The 19,733-nt window shown below is 44.1% G+C and carries 18 protein-coding genes and 1 pseudogene; 9 read left to right on the top strand and 10 right to left on the bottom strand.

The window, feature by feature from the left end:
* Window positions 1-129: 129 nt before the first annotated feature.
* From ACP7BU_RS07610 to ACP7BU_RS07585, 6 genes are all read right to left on the bottom strand, one after another.
* Window positions 130-978 (bottom strand): class II glutamine amidotransferase, encoded by an 849-nt coding sequence (locus ACP7BU_RS07610; protein WP_425879572.1) that lies wholly within the window; start codon window positions 976-978, stop codon window positions 130-132.
* Between the two features lie 131 nt (window positions 979-1,109).
* Window positions 1,110-2,018, bottom strand: a complete 909-nt coding sequence (gene argB / locus ACP7BU_RS07605) for an acetylglutamate kinase (RefSeq protein ID WP_004279270.1) — start codon at window positions 2,016-2,018, stop codon at window positions 1,110-1,112.
* A gap of 10 nt (window positions 2,019-2,028) precedes the next feature.
* Window positions 2,029-3,447 carry a phosphomannomutase/phosphoglucomutase gene (locus ACP7BU_RS07600; protein WP_425879570.1) on the bottom strand — a complete coding sequence of 473 codons (1,419 nt, stop codon included), beginning with the start codon at window positions 3,445-3,447 and terminating at the stop codon, window positions 2,029-2,031.
* Window positions 3,448-3,834: 387 nt separating this feature from the next.
* Complete coding sequence (dut, locus tag ACP7BU_RS07595; RefSeq protein ID WP_004646127.1) at window positions 3,835-4,287, bottom strand: dUTP diphosphatase; 453 nt, start codon at window positions 4,285-4,287, stop codon at window positions 3,835-3,837.
* Window positions 4,288-4,334: 47 nt separating this feature from the next.
* Window positions 4,335-6,374, bottom strand: a complete 2,040-nt coding sequence (locus tag ACP7BU_RS07590; protein WP_005104798.1) for a UvrD-helicase domain-containing protein — start codon at window positions 6,372-6,374, stop codon at window positions 4,335-4,337.
* A gap of 137 nt (window positions 6,375-6,511) precedes the next feature.
* On the bottom strand, window positions 6,512-7,165 hold the full coding sequence (locus ACP7BU_RS07585; protein ID WP_004646124.1) for an OmpA family protein: 654 nt from the start codon (window positions 7,163-7,165) through the stop codon (window positions 6,512-6,514).
* Window positions 7,166-7,417: 252 nt separating this feature from the next.
* Between ACP7BU_RS07585 and ACP7BU_RS07580 the strand changes: the two genes are divergently transcribed.
* The 6 genes from ACP7BU_RS07580 (at window position 7,418) to ACP7BU_RS07555 (ending at window position 11,937) form a co-directional block, all read left to right on the top strand.
* The gene (locus ACP7BU_RS07580) at window positions 7,418-8,359 is read left to right on the top strand and encodes an acyltransferase (RefSeq protein WP_425879567.1); all 942 of its coding nucleotides are present in this window, start codon (window positions 7,418-7,420) and stop codon (window positions 8,357-8,359) included.
* 2 nt (window positions 8,360-8,361) lie between these two features.
* Complete coding sequence (locus ACP7BU_RS07575; protein WP_409655442.1) at window positions 8,362-9,426, top strand: preprotein translocase subunit SecA; 1,065 nt, start codon at window positions 8,362-8,364, stop codon at window positions 9,424-9,426.
* A gap of 159 nt (window positions 9,427-9,585) precedes the next feature.
* Window positions 9,586-10,299 (top strand): septum site-determining protein MinC, encoded by a 714-nt coding sequence (minC, locus tag ACP7BU_RS07570; RefSeq protein ID WP_114541550.1) that lies wholly within the window; start codon window positions 9,586-9,588, stop codon window positions 10,297-10,299.
* Between the two features lie 66 nt (window positions 10,300-10,365).
* Window positions 10,366-11,178: a septum site-determining protein MinD gene (minD, locus tag ACP7BU_RS07565; protein WP_004646120.1), complete on the top strand. Its 813-nt coding sequence runs from the start codon at window positions 10,366-10,368 to the stop codon at window positions 11,176-11,178.
* Window positions 11,179-11,180: 2 nt separating this feature from the next.
* On the top strand, window positions 11,181-11,453 hold the full coding sequence (gene minE / locus ACP7BU_RS07560; RefSeq protein WP_004279256.1) for a cell division topological specificity factor MinE: 273 nt from the start codon (window positions 11,181-11,183) through the stop codon (window positions 11,451-11,453).
* A gap of 196 nt (window positions 11,454-11,649) precedes the next feature.
* Window positions 11,650-11,937, top strand: coding sequence for a PA4642 family protein (locus tag ACP7BU_RS07555; protein ID WP_153567141.1), 288 nt, complete (start codon window positions 11,650-11,652; stop codon window positions 11,935-11,937).
* Between the two features lie 62 nt (window positions 11,938-11,999).
* On the opposite strand, the gene ACP7BU_RS07550 is transcribed toward ACP7BU_RS07555, so the two are convergent.
* On the bottom strand, window positions 12,000-15,059 hold the full coding sequence (locus ACP7BU_RS07550; RefSeq protein ID WP_114541556.1) for a DNA translocase FtsK: 3,060 nt from the start codon (window positions 15,057-15,059) through the stop codon (window positions 12,000-12,002).
* Window positions 15,060-15,308: 249 nt separating this feature from the next.
* Here ACP7BU_RS07550 and trxB point away from each other — a divergent pair, with 249 nt between their 5' ends.
* The 3 genes from trxB to ACP7BU_RS07535 all read left to right on the top strand — a co-directional run bounded on the left by trxB (window position 15,309) and on the right by ACP7BU_RS07535 (window position 17,932).
* A complete protein-coding gene (trxB, locus tag ACP7BU_RS07545) occupies window positions 15,309-16,271 on the top strand; it encodes a thioredoxin-disulfide reductase (protein ID WP_121980281.1) in 963 nt (320 codons plus the stop codon).
* A 92-nt stretch (window positions 16,272-16,363) separates the two neighbouring features.
* Window positions 16,364-17,095 carry a leucyl/phenylalanyl-tRNA--protein transferase gene (gene aat, locus ACP7BU_RS07540; RefSeq protein ID WP_425879562.1) on the top strand — a complete coding sequence of 244 codons (732 nt, stop codon included), beginning with the start codon at window positions 16,364-16,366 and terminating at the stop codon, window positions 17,093-17,095.
* A gap of 21 nt (window positions 17,096-17,116) precedes the next feature.
* Complete coding sequence (locus ACP7BU_RS07535) at window positions 17,117-17,932, top strand: arginyltransferase (protein WP_425879560.1); 816 nt, start codon at window positions 17,117-17,119, stop codon at window positions 17,930-17,932.
* Window positions 17,933-17,947: 15 nt separating this feature from the next.
* Here the strand turns inward: ACP7BU_RS07535 and rimI are convergent, their stop codons facing one another.
* The 3 genes and pseudogenes from rimI to ACP7BU_RS07520 form a co-directional block, all read right to left on the bottom strand.
* The gene (rimI, locus tag ACP7BU_RS07530; protein WP_425879558.1) at window positions 17,948-18,406 is read right to left on the bottom strand and encodes a ribosomal protein S18-alanine N-acetyltransferase; all 459 of its coding nucleotides are present in this window, start codon (window positions 18,404-18,406) and stop codon (window positions 17,948-17,950) included.
* 105 nt (window positions 18,407-18,511) lie between these two features.
* The gene (locus ACP7BU_RS07525) at window positions 18,512-19,393 is read right to left on the bottom strand and encodes a metal-dependent hydrolase (protein ID WP_425879556.1); all 882 of its coding nucleotides are present in this window, start codon (window positions 19,391-19,393) and stop codon (window positions 18,512-18,514) included.
* A gap of 223 nt (window positions 19,394-19,616) precedes the next feature.
* Window positions 19,617-19,733: pseudogene (locus ACP7BU_RS07520) on the bottom strand (hypothetical protein); the annotation flags it as partial.

Genomic DNA, 19,733 nt, shown 5'->3' with positions numbered 1-19,733 from the left:
ATTTATCCTGAGTAAAAGGCTAAGATATTAATTAACCAAAATCCGCAATAAACCTTTATTTATTATTAGATTTTTTCTTATTTTTTAAATATAAAAAAACGGAGTTTAAACTCCGTCTTTAATCGCATTTCAATATTGATCAGCTCGCGTGACGCGTTTTAAGGAAGGATCAAGACGTTCACGTTCCAGACGTTCAACATGCGTCAACTGAGAACGTACTTTCGCCCCATGCTGAAACAGGATCATTTCACCGGGCTGGAAGGCAGTCCATTCTTCATTCTGGGTCAATGGTTCAGTGGTAATCACTGCGACGCGATCTTCAGGGGTCGTGACCTGACTAAAGTCCACTTCGACATCAATATCAATCAGCTGAGCCGGTCTAAACGGGTATTCACGTACCAGCCAGTGGAGTTTAGTAATCGCATAGCTAAACAGCGCCTGACCATTCGACAGGCAGAAATTAAAGGTGCCATGCTCCGCGATTGCAGGTGAAATTTCAGCTAGAAGATCGAAAACCTGATCCAGTTTCGGCTCATGATAGCCAAAGCGTTTCACCAGTTGATCCAGCAGGTAACAGAAGACACGCTCACTGTCGGTATTTCCGACTGGGGTAAAGCGCCCTGACAGTTCAGGAAAATAATCATATAAATCGCCATTATGGGCAAAAATCCATTGCCGCCCCCAAAGTTCACGGCTAAAAGGATGCGAGTTTTCCAGATTAATTTTGCCTTGGGTCGCTTTACGGATATGGGCAATCACATTGCGTGATTTGATTGGATAATTACGTACCAGCTCGGCAATCGGTGATTCAATCGCGGACTGGTTATCGACGAACAGACGGCAGGCTTTATCTTCAAAGAAAGCAATCCCGAAACCATCCGCATGATCAGAGGTAATGCCCGCCCGCTGGGAAAACCCGCGAAAAGAAAAAGTAATATCCGTCGGGGTGGCACAATTCATTCCGAGCAGTTGGCACATGGTCTGGTTTCAGCTCTCTATTTACTTAGAAGCTTATTGTGCATGACTGTCCCAGTCATTTCAAATAGGTGGCTATAAGAAATCCAAATAAAAAAGAGTCTCTATTGAGACTCTTTTTCGCAAAAATTGGCTTAAGAACGATGCGGATTGGCACGATTGGTAATGAGGGTGCCCACACCATGATCGGTGAAAATTTCTAGTAAGCTGGCATGAGGTACACGGCCATCCACGATATGTGCACTTACGACGCCGCCTTTTACCGCATCCAGCGCACAACCGACCTTTGGAATCATGCCGCCATAAATCACGCCAGTTTCGATCAGACGATCGACTTCTTGAGTGGTCAAACCAGTCAACAGGTTTTTATTTTCATCCAAGACACCGGTGATATTGGTGAGTAGAATCAGTTTTTCTGCACCTAGGGCTTCAGCGACTTTACCAGCGACCAAATCAGCATTGATATTATAGGTATTGCCTTCTTCATCGACACCTAGCGGGGCAATGACTGGAATAAAGTCACTATTGGTAAACATTTCCAGAACATCGGTTTTCACGCCAACGACTTCACCGACCAGACCCAGATCAATTTGCTCAACTGAACCATCTTCAGCCACTTTTTCCATCAGCAGCTTTTGCGCACGAATCAGGTTGCCGTCTTTACCGGTAAGACCAATCGCACGACCACCATGCTGGTTAATTAGGTTCACGATAGATTTGTTAACGCTACCGCCAAGTACCATCTCGACTACTTCCATGGTCGCAGGATCAGTCACGCGCATGCCGTCAATACGGTCTGATTCGCGGCCCAGCTGTTTCAGCATGGAATCGACTTGCGGGCCACCACCATGTACCACGATCGGATTAATACCGACTGTTTTTAATAATACGATATCACGTGCAAATGAACTTTCCAGCTCAGGATCGGTCATCGCGTTACCGCCGTATTTTACCACCAGGGTTTTACCCGCAAAGCGTTGAATATACGGCAAAGCTTCTGTCAAAATCTGTGCTTTGTCGATGCCTGTTTGTTGATTTGGCATTCGCCTCTCCTTATTGAGCATCTAAAATGTCTTGAGCGATCTCTGGATAACGGTCACGCAACATGGCTACAAACAGATGACGAATTTCATTTAGACCTTGGGCATTATTGGCATCAAAGCGCACTGTGAAATACTCACCTGTATTGGATGCTCGAATGATGCCAAAACCATCCTCAGAATCAAGACGTATCCCATCAATTTTACTGATTTGCGCATTAATTCTTGCGGATTGTTGTTCAACGAAGTTTAAAAGCTCAACAGGACGTACTTGACGCGTTGAAATATAAAGATCTTCAGTACCATGTCGTTTTGGATAAGCCGCCAAGGCCTGCGCGAGAGTTTGCCCCGTTTGGTCGAGATATTCCATGACTCTGAGCGCTGCATAGAGGCCATCATCATAGCCCCAGCCGCGACCATCATTAAAGACATAATGTCCGGCATATTCCCCACCAAAAATCGCCTGATGCTGAGACTGGTTCAGATAAGTTCTGAGAAATGAACTGCCGGTACGAATCATCACCGGTTCCCCGCCCAGACGTTGCACTGTATCGCGAACCAGAGTTGAACATTTCACATCATAAACAAATTGGCGTGGTGCTGAATCGCTTAGGCAAATTTCGGCAAACAGACATAATAACTGATCGGCTGTGATAATCTGACCCTGTTCATCAACCAGAACCAGGCGATCGCCATCACCGTCCAGGGCAATACCGAGATCAGCCTGCTGTTGCATGACAGTTTGGCGTAAAGTCTCAAGATGTTTGTCCTGCGAAGGATCCGGCGCATGATCCGGAAAATGTCCATTGGCCTCACAACGTAAAGCAGTCACTTCACAGCCCATTTTTCTGAGTACCAAGTCGGCACAACGTCCGGCGGAGCCATGCAGACCATCCAGAATCACTTTAAATGAGCGCTTTAATTGAATATCTTCTAATATTCCCTGCTGATACTGCAGGCAAAACTCTGGAATAATCTGATGCGGCAGTTCGGCTAAACCAAGTAGCTGGCTATCGCAATGCGACTTTGCCAGTTGGGCCACCTGTTGAATCATCTCAGGACAAGGTGGTTCACCATCAATAATCCATTTAATCCCATTATCTTCTTTAGGATTATGACTGGCGGTGACCATAATGCCATTGCCATCAAACTGGCGTGCGGTGAAATACAGCATCGGGCTGGAACAACAGCCTATAATAGTGGCTTCCAGCGAATAGTCTTTAAAAATACGGGCAATGATGTCGGCAAAAGCCGGACTACTGATGCGTGCATCATAACCAATGGCGACACATGTCTGTCCCACAGCCTGATACTGCTGAGCTAAACCGTGGGCAATTGCATCAATGATCCCGGCACCTAATAGACTGACTTTACCGCGTATGTCATAGGCACGAAAGATATGCATGGGGAATGGATGATTCATAGATCCCATAAAACTGTCTTTTCACTATTCGTTAAAATAAGGAGATTTAAAATGATGATTTCATCATAATGACTTTAAACATTTGTTTTTGTTTTAAGACTCGCTATTTTTAAACGATTTCAATGTAACAATCAATTATAAAAATATAATCTACAACTTTAGAATTATAGGGTTCTTGTAATTAAACAATGATTATTTAATTATATTTATTTTGAGTTTCATCTGATTAGATATTTGATCACTACATAAATTTTTAGATTTAAATAATTCTACTTGGCCGAAAAATAAGGTTTTATTTTTTAAATATATTTCAACCCACTCATTTTTTTTAATATTTAATCTAATCAACTAAAAATGGCTTACATCCAGTTAATGAATGTAAACCATTATTAAAACTTAGTTTTTACCCGTATGACCAAAACCGCCAGCACCGCGTTCAGTCGCTTCGAATTCATTCACCAGATCGAATTCAGCTTGTACCACAGGAACCAACACATACTGCGCCAAACGTTCACCTGGCTCTAAGCTGAATGCCGTCTGACTACGGTTCCAAACGGATACCATCAATTCACCCTGATAATCAGAATCAATTAAACCTACCAGGTTACCCAACACGATCCCATGTTTATGGCCCAAACCCGAACGTGGCAAGATCAGACCAGCAAATGCAGGATCTTCAATATAGATTGCTAAACCAGTTTTTACCAAAACCGTTTGGCCTGGTTCAATGATTGTGGTTTCTGCAACACACGCACGCAAATCCAGCCCCGCTGAACCTGTCGTAGCATAAGTCGGTAATGGCCATTCCTGACCAAGACGCGAGTCAAGGACTTTCACCTGAACTTTCATGTATTCATTCCTGTTGTTTCATTTAAAATAAGTGACAGCGCTGCACCTTATCGTTTGATGAGGTTACGCAAATTATCAAGATAATGTTGGGCTTGTAATTTCGGATCGATGTTGCTTGCCAGCTTTTTCTTACGACCTAACCATTCCAGCTCATCTTCTGGTAATTCATCCAGGAAACGGCTTGGGGTCATTTGCTTCATCTGCCCGCCCGCCTTGCGCTGTTCTGCCAAAGTAATGGTCAAGCCCTGACGTGCACGGGTAATACCCACATACATCAGACGGCGTTCCTCTTCGACCGTTTCTGCAGCGATCGAGTTTTTATGTGGCAGAATTTCTTCTTCCAGCCCGATCAGATAGACATAAGGAAATTCCAGACCTTTAGACGCATGCAAAGTCAATAAATTGACTTTATCGGTGTCCTCTTCTTCCTGCTGCTGCTCGAGCATGTCCAGCAGCACCATTTTACGAATCACACTTTCAATATTTTTTTCATCAACATCTTCAGCGCGGTTAATCAGGCTTTGAATGCTGCTATAGAGCACTTCGATATTGTCGAGCTTGGTCTTTTCCTGCGCTGGTGTGGCTGCAGTTTCCTTGATGTAATCGATATAACCGGCTTCAATCATCATCTGGCGGATAATTGGCACTGGTTCATCATCATCCAGTAAATTGCGGGTAAAACCCTCAATAAAATCGGCAAACTCAGCCAATTGAGTCGTGGCCTTTTTCGGAATCGCCATGGTCAGACGCTGATCCGCAGCCGCAGCCAGAAGCGACAGATTATTTTCCTGAGCAAATAGACCGAGCTTTTCCAGCGTTACCGGACCAATTGCCCGTTTTGGCGTATTGATAATTCGTAAAAATGCACTGTCATCTTCAGGGTTAATGATCAAGCGTAAATAGCTCATCATGTCCTTGATTTCGGCACGTGCGAAGAAGGACTGTCCGCCAGATAATTTATACGGAATCTGCATCTGGCGCAGATGGGTTTCTAAAATACGCGCTTGGAAATTGCCGCGGTACAACACCGCATAATCTTTCCAGCTTTTACCGTTCATCAATTTATGCGTGATCAGGTCTTTAACCACGCGTTCTGCTTCATCATCATCATTGCGGCAGGTAATCACACGGATCACTTCACCATGGCCTTTGTCCGACCAAAGCTTTTTATCAAAAATATGCGGATTATTACCAATCACGGTGTTGGCTGCTTTGAGAATACGACTGGTCGAACGATAGTTCTGTTCCAGTTTAATCACTTTTAAATTAGGAAAATCCTGCTGCAGCAAGGCCATATTTTCCGGTTTAGCACCACGCCAGGCATAAATCGACTGGTCATCATCGCCTACGGCGGTGAACTGTCCCATCACGCCAACCAGTAATTTCACCAGAATATACTGCGCCGTATTGGTATCCTGATATTCATCGACCAGCAAATAACGCACGCGATTTTGCCATTTGTCACGAACTTCGGCATTTTCCTGCAGCAAGCGCGTTGGCATCACAATCAGGTCATCAAAATCCACGGCGTTATAGGCACGCAAATTACGTTCATATAATTGATATAAATGCGCAAACTGCACATCTTCGGCAGTTTCACAGGTGGTATGTGCCTGCTCGGGTGGAATCAGATCATTTTTCCAGTCCGAGATCATTTTCATGGCTTTGGCAATCAGTTCTTTGCTTTCTGCACCGGATAAATTGTCACGCTGCATCAGATCCATCAGAATGCGTTTACAGTCGTCAGCATCCAGAATCGAGAAATTATTTTTCAGTGGGGTATGTTTCAACTCCAGGCGCAGCATATTCAGGCCAAAAGTATGGAAGGTCGAAACTGAAACGCCTTTACTTTCTTCACGCGTCAACAATTTGCTGACACGCTCTTTCATCTCACGTGCTGCTTTGTTGGTAAAGGTCATTGCGGTAATACGATGTGCGGGAATCCCGCAATGCTTGACTAAATACGCGATTTTTCGCGTGATCACTGAAGTCTTGCCTGAACCCGCTCCTGCAAGTACTAACAAGGGTCCTTGAGTGTATTTCATGGCTTCAAGTTGCTTGTCATTTAACTGACTGGCGAGTGACATATGGCTTCCTCTTCTAGATTCGGCTCCGATTATAGTCATCTCTGCGTCAGTTGCCTAATTTAAAATACGATTAATCAGATCAATATTCAGATATAAAAAAACCACCCGAAGGTGGTTTTTTCTTAAGCGTTCAAGAATTATTGAACTGCATATACCGCGATTTCTACACGACGGTTTTGCTCTTTACCTGCGGCAGTTGTATTGTCTGCAATTGGGTTCGCTGAACCTAAACCTTGAGCATTAATACGTGTACGTGAAACACCTTGGCCTGCCAAGTAAGTCGCTACAGAGTTTGCGCGTGCTTGAGACAATGGCAAGTTAATTGAGTCATTACCCGTGCTGTCTGTATAACCAGTTACAAGAATACCGCTCTTGTTATCTTCAGTTAATACTTGCGCTACTTTGTTCAAAGTGCCATAAAAGTTTGGTTTGATATTTGACTTGTTCGTGTCAAATGTAATGCTGCCCGGCATCACAAGGTTAATCGAACCATCTGCATTACGGTTAACGTCTACACCAGTACCAGCTGTTGCTTGACGTAATTTTTTCTCTTTGTTATCAAGATACACACCCGCTGCACCACCAACAACAGCACCAATCGCTGCTGCACGGTTATTTTGACGGCTGGTATTCGCATTGCCTTTAGAAACACCGTAACCTGCTGCAGCACCAATTAAAGTACCTAGAGCAGCTTTATCATATTCCACACCACCGATGTTATTACCAGTTGATTGACAACCTGTAAGTGCTACGGCCCCTGCTACAGCTGCTGAAATGACTAGTGCACGCATCGCATGACTCCTTGTTGTATGCTTTGTTGTTAAGCGAGATAATGATTTAAATTGAATGGGCTAACCATTGAATTTTTGTTAATAATAAATCGTTTAGTAATATTTTGTAATGTTTATATGTAACTAAAACCAAGTAGTTCGTCACAATATCTTCATAGTTTCCTGTTTAGGCTTTTTTATTTGCCTAACTGTCTCTATATTACTCAAAATATGAAAAAATTTAAGTGATTAATCTCTGGGGACTGTTTGGATATGTCATCGAATAGCAACAAGCAACCGACTTTAAAAAAACTGGCGCGTGGCCTGACGGTCACATCCGTCATGACGGGCAGTACTTTTTTTCATGGCCCCCCGGTGCTGGCCTTGGGTTTAACCAAACTTTTTAAAAAATCCGCAAAAGTGGATGAAACCAATATCAAGATTACCAACAGCTGGTTAGGGGTCAACAACTGGCTAATTGAGCATGTGCTGAAAAATACCGAATGGCAAATCAGTGTAGATGAATCACTGGATTTGAATATGCAGGGCCGTTATTTGATGACCTGTAATCATCAAAGCTGGGTCGATACCACGGTCAACCAGTACTTCGGTCTGACCCGTATGCCCCTGACGCGTTTCTTTACCAAATGGGAACTTATTTTTATTCCTTTTGTTGGTCAGGCCTTTAAAATCTTGGGCTTCCCGATGATGAAGCGGCATAGCAAGGAACAGATTGCTAAAAATCCTGCACTGAAATATCGGGATATGGAAGAAGCACGCAAATCTTGTGAACAGTTGATCAGTCAGCCTTTTACCCTGTTAAATTATCTGGAAGGCACGCGTTTTACCCAAGAAAAGCATGATCAGCAGCAGTCACCCTATACACATTTACTGAAACCTAAAGCCGGTGGTCTGGCATTGGCGCTCAGTATTCTCGGCGATAAAATTGATGCGCTGGTCGACATGACCATTGTTTATCCTGACGGTATTCCGGGCTATGGTGAATTTTGGTTAGGTGAAGTGCCACGTATTGCGGTAAATTTAAGAAAAATTGATATTCCTGACTGGGTGCTCGGTGGCAATTATGAAGATGATGCTGAATACCGTGCACGTTTCCAGAAATGGATAGATCAGATCTGGACTGAAAAAGATCAGCTCATCGCACAAATGCAGCAGAACTTTGCCCAAGCCCCGATCGGATCTGTAACTGAGTAATTATGAACAACGACAACCCGGACATTACCTCCAGCTCATTTAAATTTGTTCGTAAAGGAACATGGGGCTGGAAAATTGCACTGATTTACGACATTTTCATGATGGTTTTAATCATCATCAATCTGTTCTGTCTCAGTGCCAACGCCATTTTAATGAGCGATTTTGGTCAGTGGTTGTTTGACTTCATTCGTTTACCGGAAATCTTGCAGTTTTATAAAAGTGATTTACGCCCTTGGGTCATCATTACCGAGGGCTGGTTTACCACTTTCTTGGTCTGTGAATTACTGGCACGCTGGGTCATCGCAATTGTCCTGCGTCATCATCGACGCTGGTGGTTCTTCCCTTTTGTGCACTGGTATGAAATTTTATCCATTATCCCTCAGCTACGTTTCCTGCGCCTGCTGCGAGCCGTCGCGATTGGCTACAACCTGCATAGCCATGGTTATAAAGTAATTCCCAATCGCTGGTATCGCCAAGGCAACTTTTATTACAACATGCTGATGGAAGAGCTTTCTAGTCGAGTGGTACTGACTGTACTGGACGGTATTAAACGTGAACTGACCACGAGCACATCACATAAACAGTTAATTGATGATTTGGTGGAACATCATCGTAAATTACTGGCCATTGCCTTGGCAGATATCTTGCAGGAATCTTTAGGCAAGGAATTACAGTCACAACGTTCCATGATCGCTAAAAATGTAGGGCAAGTAGTGAATCAGGCGATTGAAGACACTCCTGAATTGACCCAATTATTACGTTTGATTCCAATTGTGGGCAGCCGGATTGAACAGCAAATTCAAAGTATTGGTCAACGCCTGGGTGAAAATATCACGCAAGGACTGATTGAACCATTTACCCACACAGGTCAAAAAGAAAATCCGACTTTTACCCTAATTTCAGATAAAATCAGCCAGATTCAGATTGAACATAATCCACATATTGATAAATTGGTCGAATCGGCTGTTTTTGAAACACTTGAAGCAATCCGAAAACAGGTGAAAGTCAAACAGTGGCAACAGATTTTAGAAGAACATGAGCAAAATCAGAGCTCAATAGATAAGTAAAGTTTAAAGTACAGAATCAGATCAATCCGTCCGGTTCTGTTCGCATAAAAAAATAACTGAGATCGCTAGAGAATTACTGCAATTTGTTCTAGGATTTGCACTATTTACAACATTGCTTCGACACCAAACCAGCACGTCAGAAGTATTTAAGGAAGAATTATGGCTGATATACGGATAAAAGGCAGAATGGTCAATGCGATACGCATTAGCCTAGATACCAATGATCATGATGCAATCCGCCAGCAACTTAGCCCAAAATTACAAGCAGCGTTTCCACCCGGCACTTTGGCAGTCATTGAAAGTTCAGTTGAACAGGAACTCATTGCGCTGATCCAACTATTAATCAGTCTGGATGTACAGCCTATGGCTGTTACTGAAGGCTTACTTGGAGATCAGGCGCGCGCCATTCAGTTCCCGGTACTGCCACCTGATCGACAGTTAGAAGAAATTAAAGCCACCAAAGAACAGGTGGTGGAAGTTAAACCAGAACCTACAGCGGTGAATGATAATCAAGCACCTGCTGCTCCGATCGTCGCGCATATCACCTCATATCATGATGAAATCCTGCGTACCGGCCAATGTATCGTGCAGCATAATGGCGACATTATTATTAATGCCGGTATCAACAGTGGCTCAGAAGTGATTGCTTCAGGCAATATTCATGTTTATGGCAGCGCACGTGGTCGGGTCATTGCGGGTGCGGGTGGCAATACTGCAGCACGCATTTTCTGTCATAGTCTCGAAGCAGAACTGATTTCAATTGCAGGAACCTATTGTGTGGCGGATGATATTCCACCGCATGTAGTTAAAAAATCTGTGCATATTTACTTGAATGATCAACTAGAGCTTGTATTTGAAGCTCTACAATTTTAATGTATAAATAAACACCAAAAACCCCATTTTAAACAGGGTATTTGAACCATAACAGGAGTGGATTCGGTGGCGAAAATTGTTGTCGTAACGTCAGGCAAAGGTGGTGTAGGTAAAACTACAACGAGTGCATCTTTTGCAACAGGTTTAGCCCTACGCGGTCACAAAACTGTTGTTATTGATTTTGATGTAGGTTTACGTAACCTTGATTTGATTATGGGCTGTGAACGCCGTGTAGTTTATGATTTTGTGAATGTTTTAAATAACGAAGCACGATTACAACAAGCACTGATTCGCGATAAAGATATTGAAAATTTATATATTTTACCTGCATCACAAACACGTGATAAAGATGCCTTAACCGATGAAGGTGTTGCTCGTGTAATGGATGAACTTTCGCAGGAATTTGATTATATTATCTGTGATTCGCCTGCCGGTATTGAGCGTGGTGCTATTTTGGCCATGTATCATGCGGATGAAGCCATCATTGTGACCAACCCTGAGATTTCTTCAGTACGTGACTCTGACCGTATCATTGGTATGCTCGACAGTAAAACTAAAAAAGTAGAACAAAACGAAGGTCGCATTCGTAAGCATCTGTGTATTACCCGTTTCAATCCGGAACGTGCCGATAAACAGGAAATGCTAACGATTGATGATATTTCTAAGGATATTTTACGTGTACCGACCTTGGGCGTTATTCCTGAGTGTCCAAGCGTTTTACAGGCATCGAATGAAGGTAAGCCGGTGATTCTTTTCACTGAAGCTTCTGCAGGTCAGGCCTATGATGATCTGGTTGCGCGTTTCCTTGGCGAAGAGCGTCCTTACCGTCATATCGAGGTAAAACCTAAGGGCTGGTTAGCACGACTATTTGGAGCGTAGACATGGCAGGATTCTGGAGTAAACTTTTTAGTGGCGAGGATAAACCATCAAGCGCACGGACTGCTAAAGACCGTTTGAAGGTGATCGTTGCATCCGAACAAGGCTTGGGTCGTCGCTTGAGCCAGGACAAAATTGACCAGATGAAGACTGAAATCATGCAAGTGGTCAATCGTTATGTTCGCGGTGTCGATGAACAGCATATTCAAATGCAGGTCCGTTCTGAAGCCAATATTGAAATGCTTGAAATGAATATCAATTTACCTGAAGAACGATAATCTGATTTTTGATTGGTCAAGTAAATTGATTCAAGGCAAAATATGAGAGTGGTAGAAATAGTAGTTTAGCTATATTCCGCCCACTTGAAGCATAGCTTCAAGTCTTGCGACTAGGCAAAGCAGTGCTTTGCTAATCTAGTCTCATATTTTGCCTTTTTTCATGCCGAAAAAACTACATTAGATCAAGGAAATTGCGATGGCATTATCTCAACCAGCGACCTTTAACGAAGAATGGTCAGATGAGCGTGTATTTGCCTACCTGAACCAGCTTCCTCCTGCAGGTGTTAATGCTGATTTTCACGTGCTCTATCATGCTTTCAAGCATATGCGTCCATTTGATTATGAACGCCTGTTGACGAAATTTGTCGCTGATGGCCGTGATGTCAATGCAACCAATCCGGAAGGCCAACGCATTCATGACGTGATTGCCACCTACCCACGTCAAAGTGCCGAGTTTCTGGATGTATTGGCAAAATTTGCCTGAGTCAAAAATACATAAAAAAGCCTGCTTTGAAAGCAGGCTTTTTTATTGAAGATATACTGAAACTAAACCAGAATTTCGCGTTTGCCGTTGGCGCCCATGCCGCTGACAATGCCGTTTTCTTCCATCTGGTCAATGATCCGCGCAGCACGATTATAGCCCAGACTGAATTTTCTCTGTAAGGATGAAGTGGAAGCCTTACGGGTTTCTAGTACAAAAGCCACACACTGGTCATACAGTGCATCGCGGTCTGATCCACCGTCGCCACCATCTTCAAAACCGCGACCCGATGGCTCTTCATCAAACGGTGTCAGGATCTCGTCGACATAGTTTGGTGAACCACGTTCACGCCATGCATCACAGATCCGGTTTACTTCATCATCGGCAATAAATGCACCATGCACACGCTCAGGTTCAATTTTACCCGGGCCCAAGAACAGCATGTCACCATGACCGAGCAAGTCTTCAGCACCACCCGCATCCAGAATGGTACGCGAATCGATCTTGGAGTTGACCCGCAATGCAACACGCGTCGGAATATTGGCTTTGATCAAACCGGTGATTACGTCTACTGATGGACGCTGGGTCGCAAGCAACAGGTGAATACCAGCAGCACGTGATTTTTGTGCCAGACGGGTAATCATTTCTTCAGCTTTTTTACCCACCTGCATGATCATATCCGCGAACTCATCCGCAACAATCACAATAGAAGGCAACGGTGTTAAGCGCGGCGCACGCTCACCCACAACAGAATCGCTGGCTTTCCAGGTTGGATCGATCAGGTCTTCACCATTGGCAATCGCCTCTTCCACTTTGCGGTTATAGTCGCTCAGTTTACGGATTTTCAGGAAAGACATCAGTTTATAACGACGTTCCATTTCATTGACACACCAGTTCAATGCGCTGACCGCATCTTTCATATCGGTAACTACAGGCGTCAACAAATGTGGAATATCGTTATAGTTCGCCAGTTCCAGCTGCTTCGGATCGATCAGAATAAGACGCAATTCATCCGGTGTATATTTCAGCAACATCGATAGAATCATCGAGTTGACCGCCACCGATTTACCGGAACCTGTGGTTCCTGCCACCAGCATATGCGGCGCTTTACCCAGATCAGCAATCACCGGATTACCGGAAATATCCTTACCCATTGCCATGGAGAGGATGCTATTCGGATCAGTGAAGGCTGGAATGGTCAAAAGTTCGATCAAACGGACCATTTCACGGGTACTGTTTGGTACTTCAATTCCGATATACGGTTTGCCCGGAATGACTTCAACCACACGCACCGATGCCATCGACATCGAACGTGCCAAATCACGCGAAATATTCGTCACTTTAGAGGCTTTTACTCCTGGCGCCAGATCCAGTTCAAAACGTGTCACGACTGGGCCTGGCTGTGCTTCTACCACTTTGGCTTTGACGTTGAATTCTTGCAACTTGATTTCAAGCAATTCAGATAAACGTGCCAGCTGCTCTTCAGTAAAATTCACTTTTTTATTCGGATCGACTTCATCCAGTAAATCCAGACCTGGAAGCGGTGATAAATCTTTTCGGCGCTCCACCACCTGCATGGCACGTGACATCGGACGGCCTGAAGCATCAGTTAAAGGAGCATCAAAATCAAACTCGTCTTCATCTTGTGGTTTACCAGCCGTTTCTTGCCAGGCTTCTACAAATTCTTCTTTAGATAAAGCCTCGCGTACTGCTGCATGAGTTGCAGAAGGAGGAGATACTGGTTGCTCTATACCCTGATGCTGAATTGGTGCCTGAACAAAAGCAGAAGATTGGGCATAGCTTGATGCACGTACTGGTTGGCTTGGCTCATCTTCTTCAATCAGTAAATCACCCAGGTCATCCAGATCGGCCTGTAATGCGCTATTTTTCACGACATGTGCCGTTGTCATAGACGCCATGACAGGTGCAACATTGGTCATGTCTTCTACAATTCTTGCCGTCTTTTCGGCTGGCGCTGTATTGAATGGACTATGCACATCGGTCGCAGTTTTGCCTTGCGGAACTGCAGCCAGAAGTTCATCAAAGATTTCATCATCATCCCAGTCCAGGCCTGTATGTGGAGCCGATGCGGTTCTGGTGTGAGCATGAGTCTGTGCTGAAACAGGTTGAGGAGCGGTTATATGTGAGACTGGAGAATTAAGCTGTTCTTCTTCGGCTGCTTTGAGTAAGGCATCAATATCCTGTTTATGGCGCTGATCTTCATTTGAATGTAAGGCACGCCACACCTCGCCTGTCGCTACCACACGATCCGGCTGTTGAGGCACTTGCTGTACTTGCTTAAATGTCTCGACTGGCTCAGGAGCCTGCTGCTCAGCCTCAGGAATATCCTCATAAAACTGCGGTTGTTGTGATTCTTTATCGGCAAAATCATCAAATAAGCGTTCAGCCACCTGATCGCGCACCACCGGATCTATTTCTACCAGTTGATGCTCAGGCGCAGGTGTTACTGCAACCGCTACTTTTTTTGCACTAATGACTGGCTCTTTTTTGGCGACAGGTGCAGTCCGGTCAAAATCAGACATGCCTTCAGGCACATTGCGGTAGAACAGGTCTTGTAAATAAGCAGGGGTTGCTTTGAGGCTGCTCCAGGTCTTGTTCCATTTCACCCCAAACGCCAAGGTAAATAGCACCACCCAAAGCACCAGCAGGAAGAATGCTGCACCGTATACTGTCAGCAGTTGTTCCAGACTCTGGCCTAATTCATAGCCAATAATACCGCCGGAAGAATTATCCAGCGTATCAGCAGGGACTTGCCAAAATAAAAACAACAGCGCTGAGGTGGTCAGCAACAGGAAGAATTGCGCAGCATAGCGAAATGGCCGGTTCAGGAAGCTACGCGGCCACCAGACCTGAATCGCTTCCATAAACAGATAGACAGGGATCAGCAGACTTGCCCAACCAAGGAAGCCAAACAAAAGGTCTGCAATCCAGGCACCCGCTACCCCACTGGCATTCGAAACGGTCTGCGTATCACTGGAGATATGCATCCACCCCGGATCAAATGGCGTATAGGTCACTGTTGCAAGAAACAGATAAATCCCAAATGAGACTAAAAATAATGTCATTACTAAGCGCTGTGCATAGGCACTCGACACCGCTGTCATATACTGTCCTGTAACCAATTCTTCATGAATATTCTTTTGCTTCAATGCTTGAAAAAAGCGACGCAATAAAATACATATTATGCACCTGTTCTGTGAAAAAAGATGCACTATTGTGCAAGCACAATGTTACTTATGCTATATAGCCCAAATCGATTTCAATGATCAATAATATCGACTTTAATCTCACACCACTGTTATACAGTTTCACGTATAATTCAATAAATTTCTAAATAAAAAAGGATACAGCTGATGAGCGCACGTCACTCACGACTGATTATTTTAGGTTCTGGCCCTGCAGGCTATAGCGCAGCAGTATATGCAGCGCGTGCAAACTTGAAACCTACCCTGATTGCAGGCTTGCAACTGGGCGGTCAGCTGACCACGACGACTGACGTCGATAACTGGCCGGGTGATCCCGAAGGTTTGACTGGTCCCGCATTGATGGAACGTATGCAGGCACATGCAGAGCGTTTTGGCACTGAAATCGTGTATGACCATATCAATGAAGTGGATCTTAGCCAGCGCCCGTTCGTGTTAAAAGGCGATATGGAAGAATTCACCTGTGATGCCCTGATTATCTGTACCGGTGCAACTGCCCAATACCTCGGTCTGGAATCTGAAGCAGCCTATATGGGTCAAGGTGTCAGTGCTTGCGCAACCTGTGATGGTTTCTTCTATAAAAACCAGAAAGTTATGGTCGTAGGTGGTGGTAATACCGCTGTTGAAGAAGCGTTGTATCTATCTAATATTGCTTCTCACGTGACTCTGGTTCACCGTCGTGATTCACTACGTTCTGAAAAGATCTTGCAAGATCATTTATTTGCCAAAGAAAAAGAAGGCAAGATCAGCATTATCTGGAACCATCAGGTCGATGAAGTTCTAGGCGATGCACAATCTGGCGTGACCTCGGTTCGTCTTAAATCAACTCAAGATGACTCTACTCAAAACGTTGATGTGACGGGTATGTTTGTGGCGATTGGTCATAAGCCAAATAGCGCCATGTTCGAAGGCCAGTTAGAGCTTCGTGACGGCTATATCCAGGTGCAAAGCGGTACTGCAGGTAATGCAACACAAACTTCCGTACCGGGTGTATTTGCAGCAGGTGATATTGCGGACAGCATTTATCGTCAAGCCATTACTTCTGCGGGTTCAGGCTGTATGGCTGCGCTGGATGCAGAAAAATATCTTGATGCGATGGGTAAACTAGACTAAGCAGCAAGAATAAAAAAGCCGTCCATTATGGGCGGCTTTTTTATTGCTAGAATGAGATGATGATTTATCTATAGATTTATGTTGGGTCTGCCATGTCTTTACTTCCTCCCTCAGAATTCATTTTTCCCAATCCGGTCGAGGTTGATCCTGAAGGTGAAGGATTGATTTGTATTGGTGCAGACCTCTCCCCTTCCACACTTTATGAAGCCTATACGCATGGATTATTTCCATGGTTTTCAGAAGGTGATCCGATTTGCTGGTGGAGTCCGGAACCACGCTGCATTATTCGCCCCGAAGATTATCATCCAAGCAAATCCCTGCTACGCAATATGAAAAAGCAGGACTATAAAATTACGGTCAATCATGCTTTTGAAAGAGTGATTCGTTCCTGCTCCCTACCCCGTGCTTATGCAGACGATACCTGGATCAGTGAAGATATTATCGCAGGCTATTGCGACATGTTCGACGCAGGATATGGCTATAGCATTGAGGTCTGGGATGAAGATCGCGTCGTCGGTGGACTTTATGGTGTGACCATCGGTCAAGGCTGTTTTGGTGAATCTATGTTTAGTACGCAAACCGATGTTTCTAAAATGGCTTTCTATACCTTAATGCTGATTGGACAGGAAAATAAACTACCCTGGATCGACTGCCAACTGGTGAACGATCATCTGTTAAGCCTGGGTGCCTGCACACTTTCTCGCCAAGTTTATCTTAATTCTTTACAAGATATTGTAAAAAAGCCTGCGATTGATTGGAAAAAGTATCAGGAAGGTGTATTTTCAAGTAAAACAATAGCGCAAAACACGCGCTTAAGTGAATGAAAATAACAGAGGGTAGTTGTTATGAACTCTTATCAGCCAAAGGCCCTACTGAACGATTTACAGTATTATATTACGCCGCCGCATGATTGTAGCTATTTGCCCAACAAGTCGGCGCGCATGGTTTTTCTGGATCCTGCACATCGAATTGATGTAGTCACTTTATCGGAACTGTCACGTACCGGTTTCCGTCGCAGTGGTGATTTCGTCTATCGCCCCGAATGTCATCTGTGTCGTCAATGCCTATCTTCGCGTGTGCCTGTCGCTGAATTCCGCATGAACAGTTCACAAAAAAAAGCCTGGAAACGTAATCAGGATCTGGTGATAAAAATTACCAGTCCAGATCACGCCGGGGACCTACATTATGCGCTGTATGAACGCTATATCAATGAACGCCACGCAGATGGCGATATGTTCCCACCCACCCGGGATCAGTTCGAAAAATTTTTATTGCAAAGCTGCACCGACAGCTTCTTTCTAGAATTATGGCAAGGTGAGCGTCTAATCAGTGTTTCAACCTGTGACTTGCTGGATGATGGCATTTCTGCCGTCTATACCTTCTTTGACCCAGATGAAAATCGCCGCTCACTTGGTGCTTTTGCAATCTTGAAACAGATTGAACATGCACAAAAGCTGGGCTTACAATTTATCTATCTGGGATATTGGGTGCCGCATTCTAGCAAAATGAATTACAAATCTCAGTATCTGCCACTGGAACTCTTGATCGATGGACAATGGCGACGCTTAAATCATGCCCTAAGTGCCACGGAGATTCAGCACTTGGGAAACTCATTAATGACGACCTTACCCAGCGGATGGAATCACCAGATTATTAAATAAGGTCGTCAGTTTGTATTATTTAAATAGACTAGCAAAATCATCCGTACATGCTTTTACCATAATGATGGCATGTTCACGGCTTCCGTTGGCATTTGGATAATAGTTCTTGCGCAGATCAATCTGATGAAAGCCTGATTTTTCATATAGCTTGATCGCAGCCTGATTACTCTCGCGTACTTCCAGGAAAATCTGTACCGGATTATTTTTTAGCATCGCCACTGAAGCCTCCAGCAACTGATAGCCCAAGCCCTGACCTTGCTGTGCCGGATTAATTGCCATGAGCAATAAATTGGCTTCATCCAGCACTGGTTGTAAAATACAAAATCCGGCCACCTGCCCTTGCACTTCAATCACGGTACTTTGATAAGCCGTTACAGCATCTTCGAACTGTTTTAAAGTCCAGGGATGTGATTGAACCGATCTCTCAATCTTTGCAACGGCTTCTACATCCGCTGCTTGCATTAAACGAATCATCTTCGTTCATCTTATATAGAATCAACCTCCGCATTATAGAAACTTCATCCAAAAAATCGAGCAAAAAAAAGAGCGATTTCAGTCGCTCTTCAATATTCAGTTCTGTCACAAACCCAATTTAGCTTTCCAGATCGCCAACAGTTGATCTGTATGATGATCATTCGGATGGAATCCCGGTTTAAAATACATCAGCATTTCTTTCGCCATACCGGTAATGACCCCTTTAGAAGGACTATAGGCATAGGTATAAATGGCTTTTAAGGACTCAAGATTAAACTGCTGATCCTGTTTGAGCAATCGCGCAAGGAAATAACTTTGCACCACAAATAAGGTTGCCATTGCGATGACCAAGGATGAAGTACGCAGTGCATAGGCTTTTAGGCCTTTGCCAAAAACTCCTTCAAAGACATCATATGCAACTGCCTTATGTTCATTTTCCTCGATAGCATGCCATAACCACATGGTTTTCATGGTTTCATCTGTCATCAATTCCTGAATGTGGCTATTGGTCAAAAGCTGTGAGGCAATGGTTGCAGTGAAATGCTCAAGTGCCGTAGTTGCAGTCAAATCTACCATTTCTTGGGTAATTCCCACAGGCTTACCCAGTTTAGCCATGACTTTACGTGTCGTTTGAATGACTTTATCGGTATAACGATCAAGCGTCTCGACATCATGCCCATGTTTTTGCGCAGAAGCATTAAAGCCGATATGCTCGTGAGTATGCATGGCTTCCTGACCAATAAAAGCAGAAATTTCTTTTTGTAATGCTTCATTATTGGCAATTGCAGGATGGTTACGTACCGCGCGGACTGAATCTATAAAAAACTTTTCACCTGCTGGAAATAGCGCAGATAATGCGGTCATAAAATGAGTGAGACCTGCTGAACCATTCATCCAATATTCCGGTACAGCATCAAAATCAAAGTTCATGCGACGAACTGGAAAACTAGCACCCGCACGATTGGTAATATTTACTTTCGCATTCATGTGACCACTCCCATCAGGCCAACCCAGGCCCAAAAATGTAATATTCATATTCTTATCTGTATATTACGTGGTAATTTTTTTTACATAAGTGCAGTTTAGGTCAAGCCGATATCAGATAAGGACAGCTTTTGAAATCATTGTCAGACAATTTATTTTTAGTTTTATAAAAGTTTGAATCAAAAAAAAGCGCCTCAAAGAGGCGCTTTTCTTACACAATCAGCGATTATGCAGTTACTTTAGCAACTACACCAGCACCAACTGTACGACCGCCTTCACGGATCGCAAAACGTAGACCTGGGTCCATTGCGATCGGGTGGATTAGCTCTACTGACATCTCAAC

Origin of the sequence: Acinetobacter sp. 40AMC3-4 (genome assembly GCF_049898185.1) — a bacterium.
GTDB lineage: Bacteria > Pseudomonadota > Gammaproteobacteria > Pseudomonadales > Moraxellaceae > Acinetobacter.
Note: the sequence above shows the minus strand (reverse complement) of the source record. Positions and strands in the feature narration are given on the sequence as shown.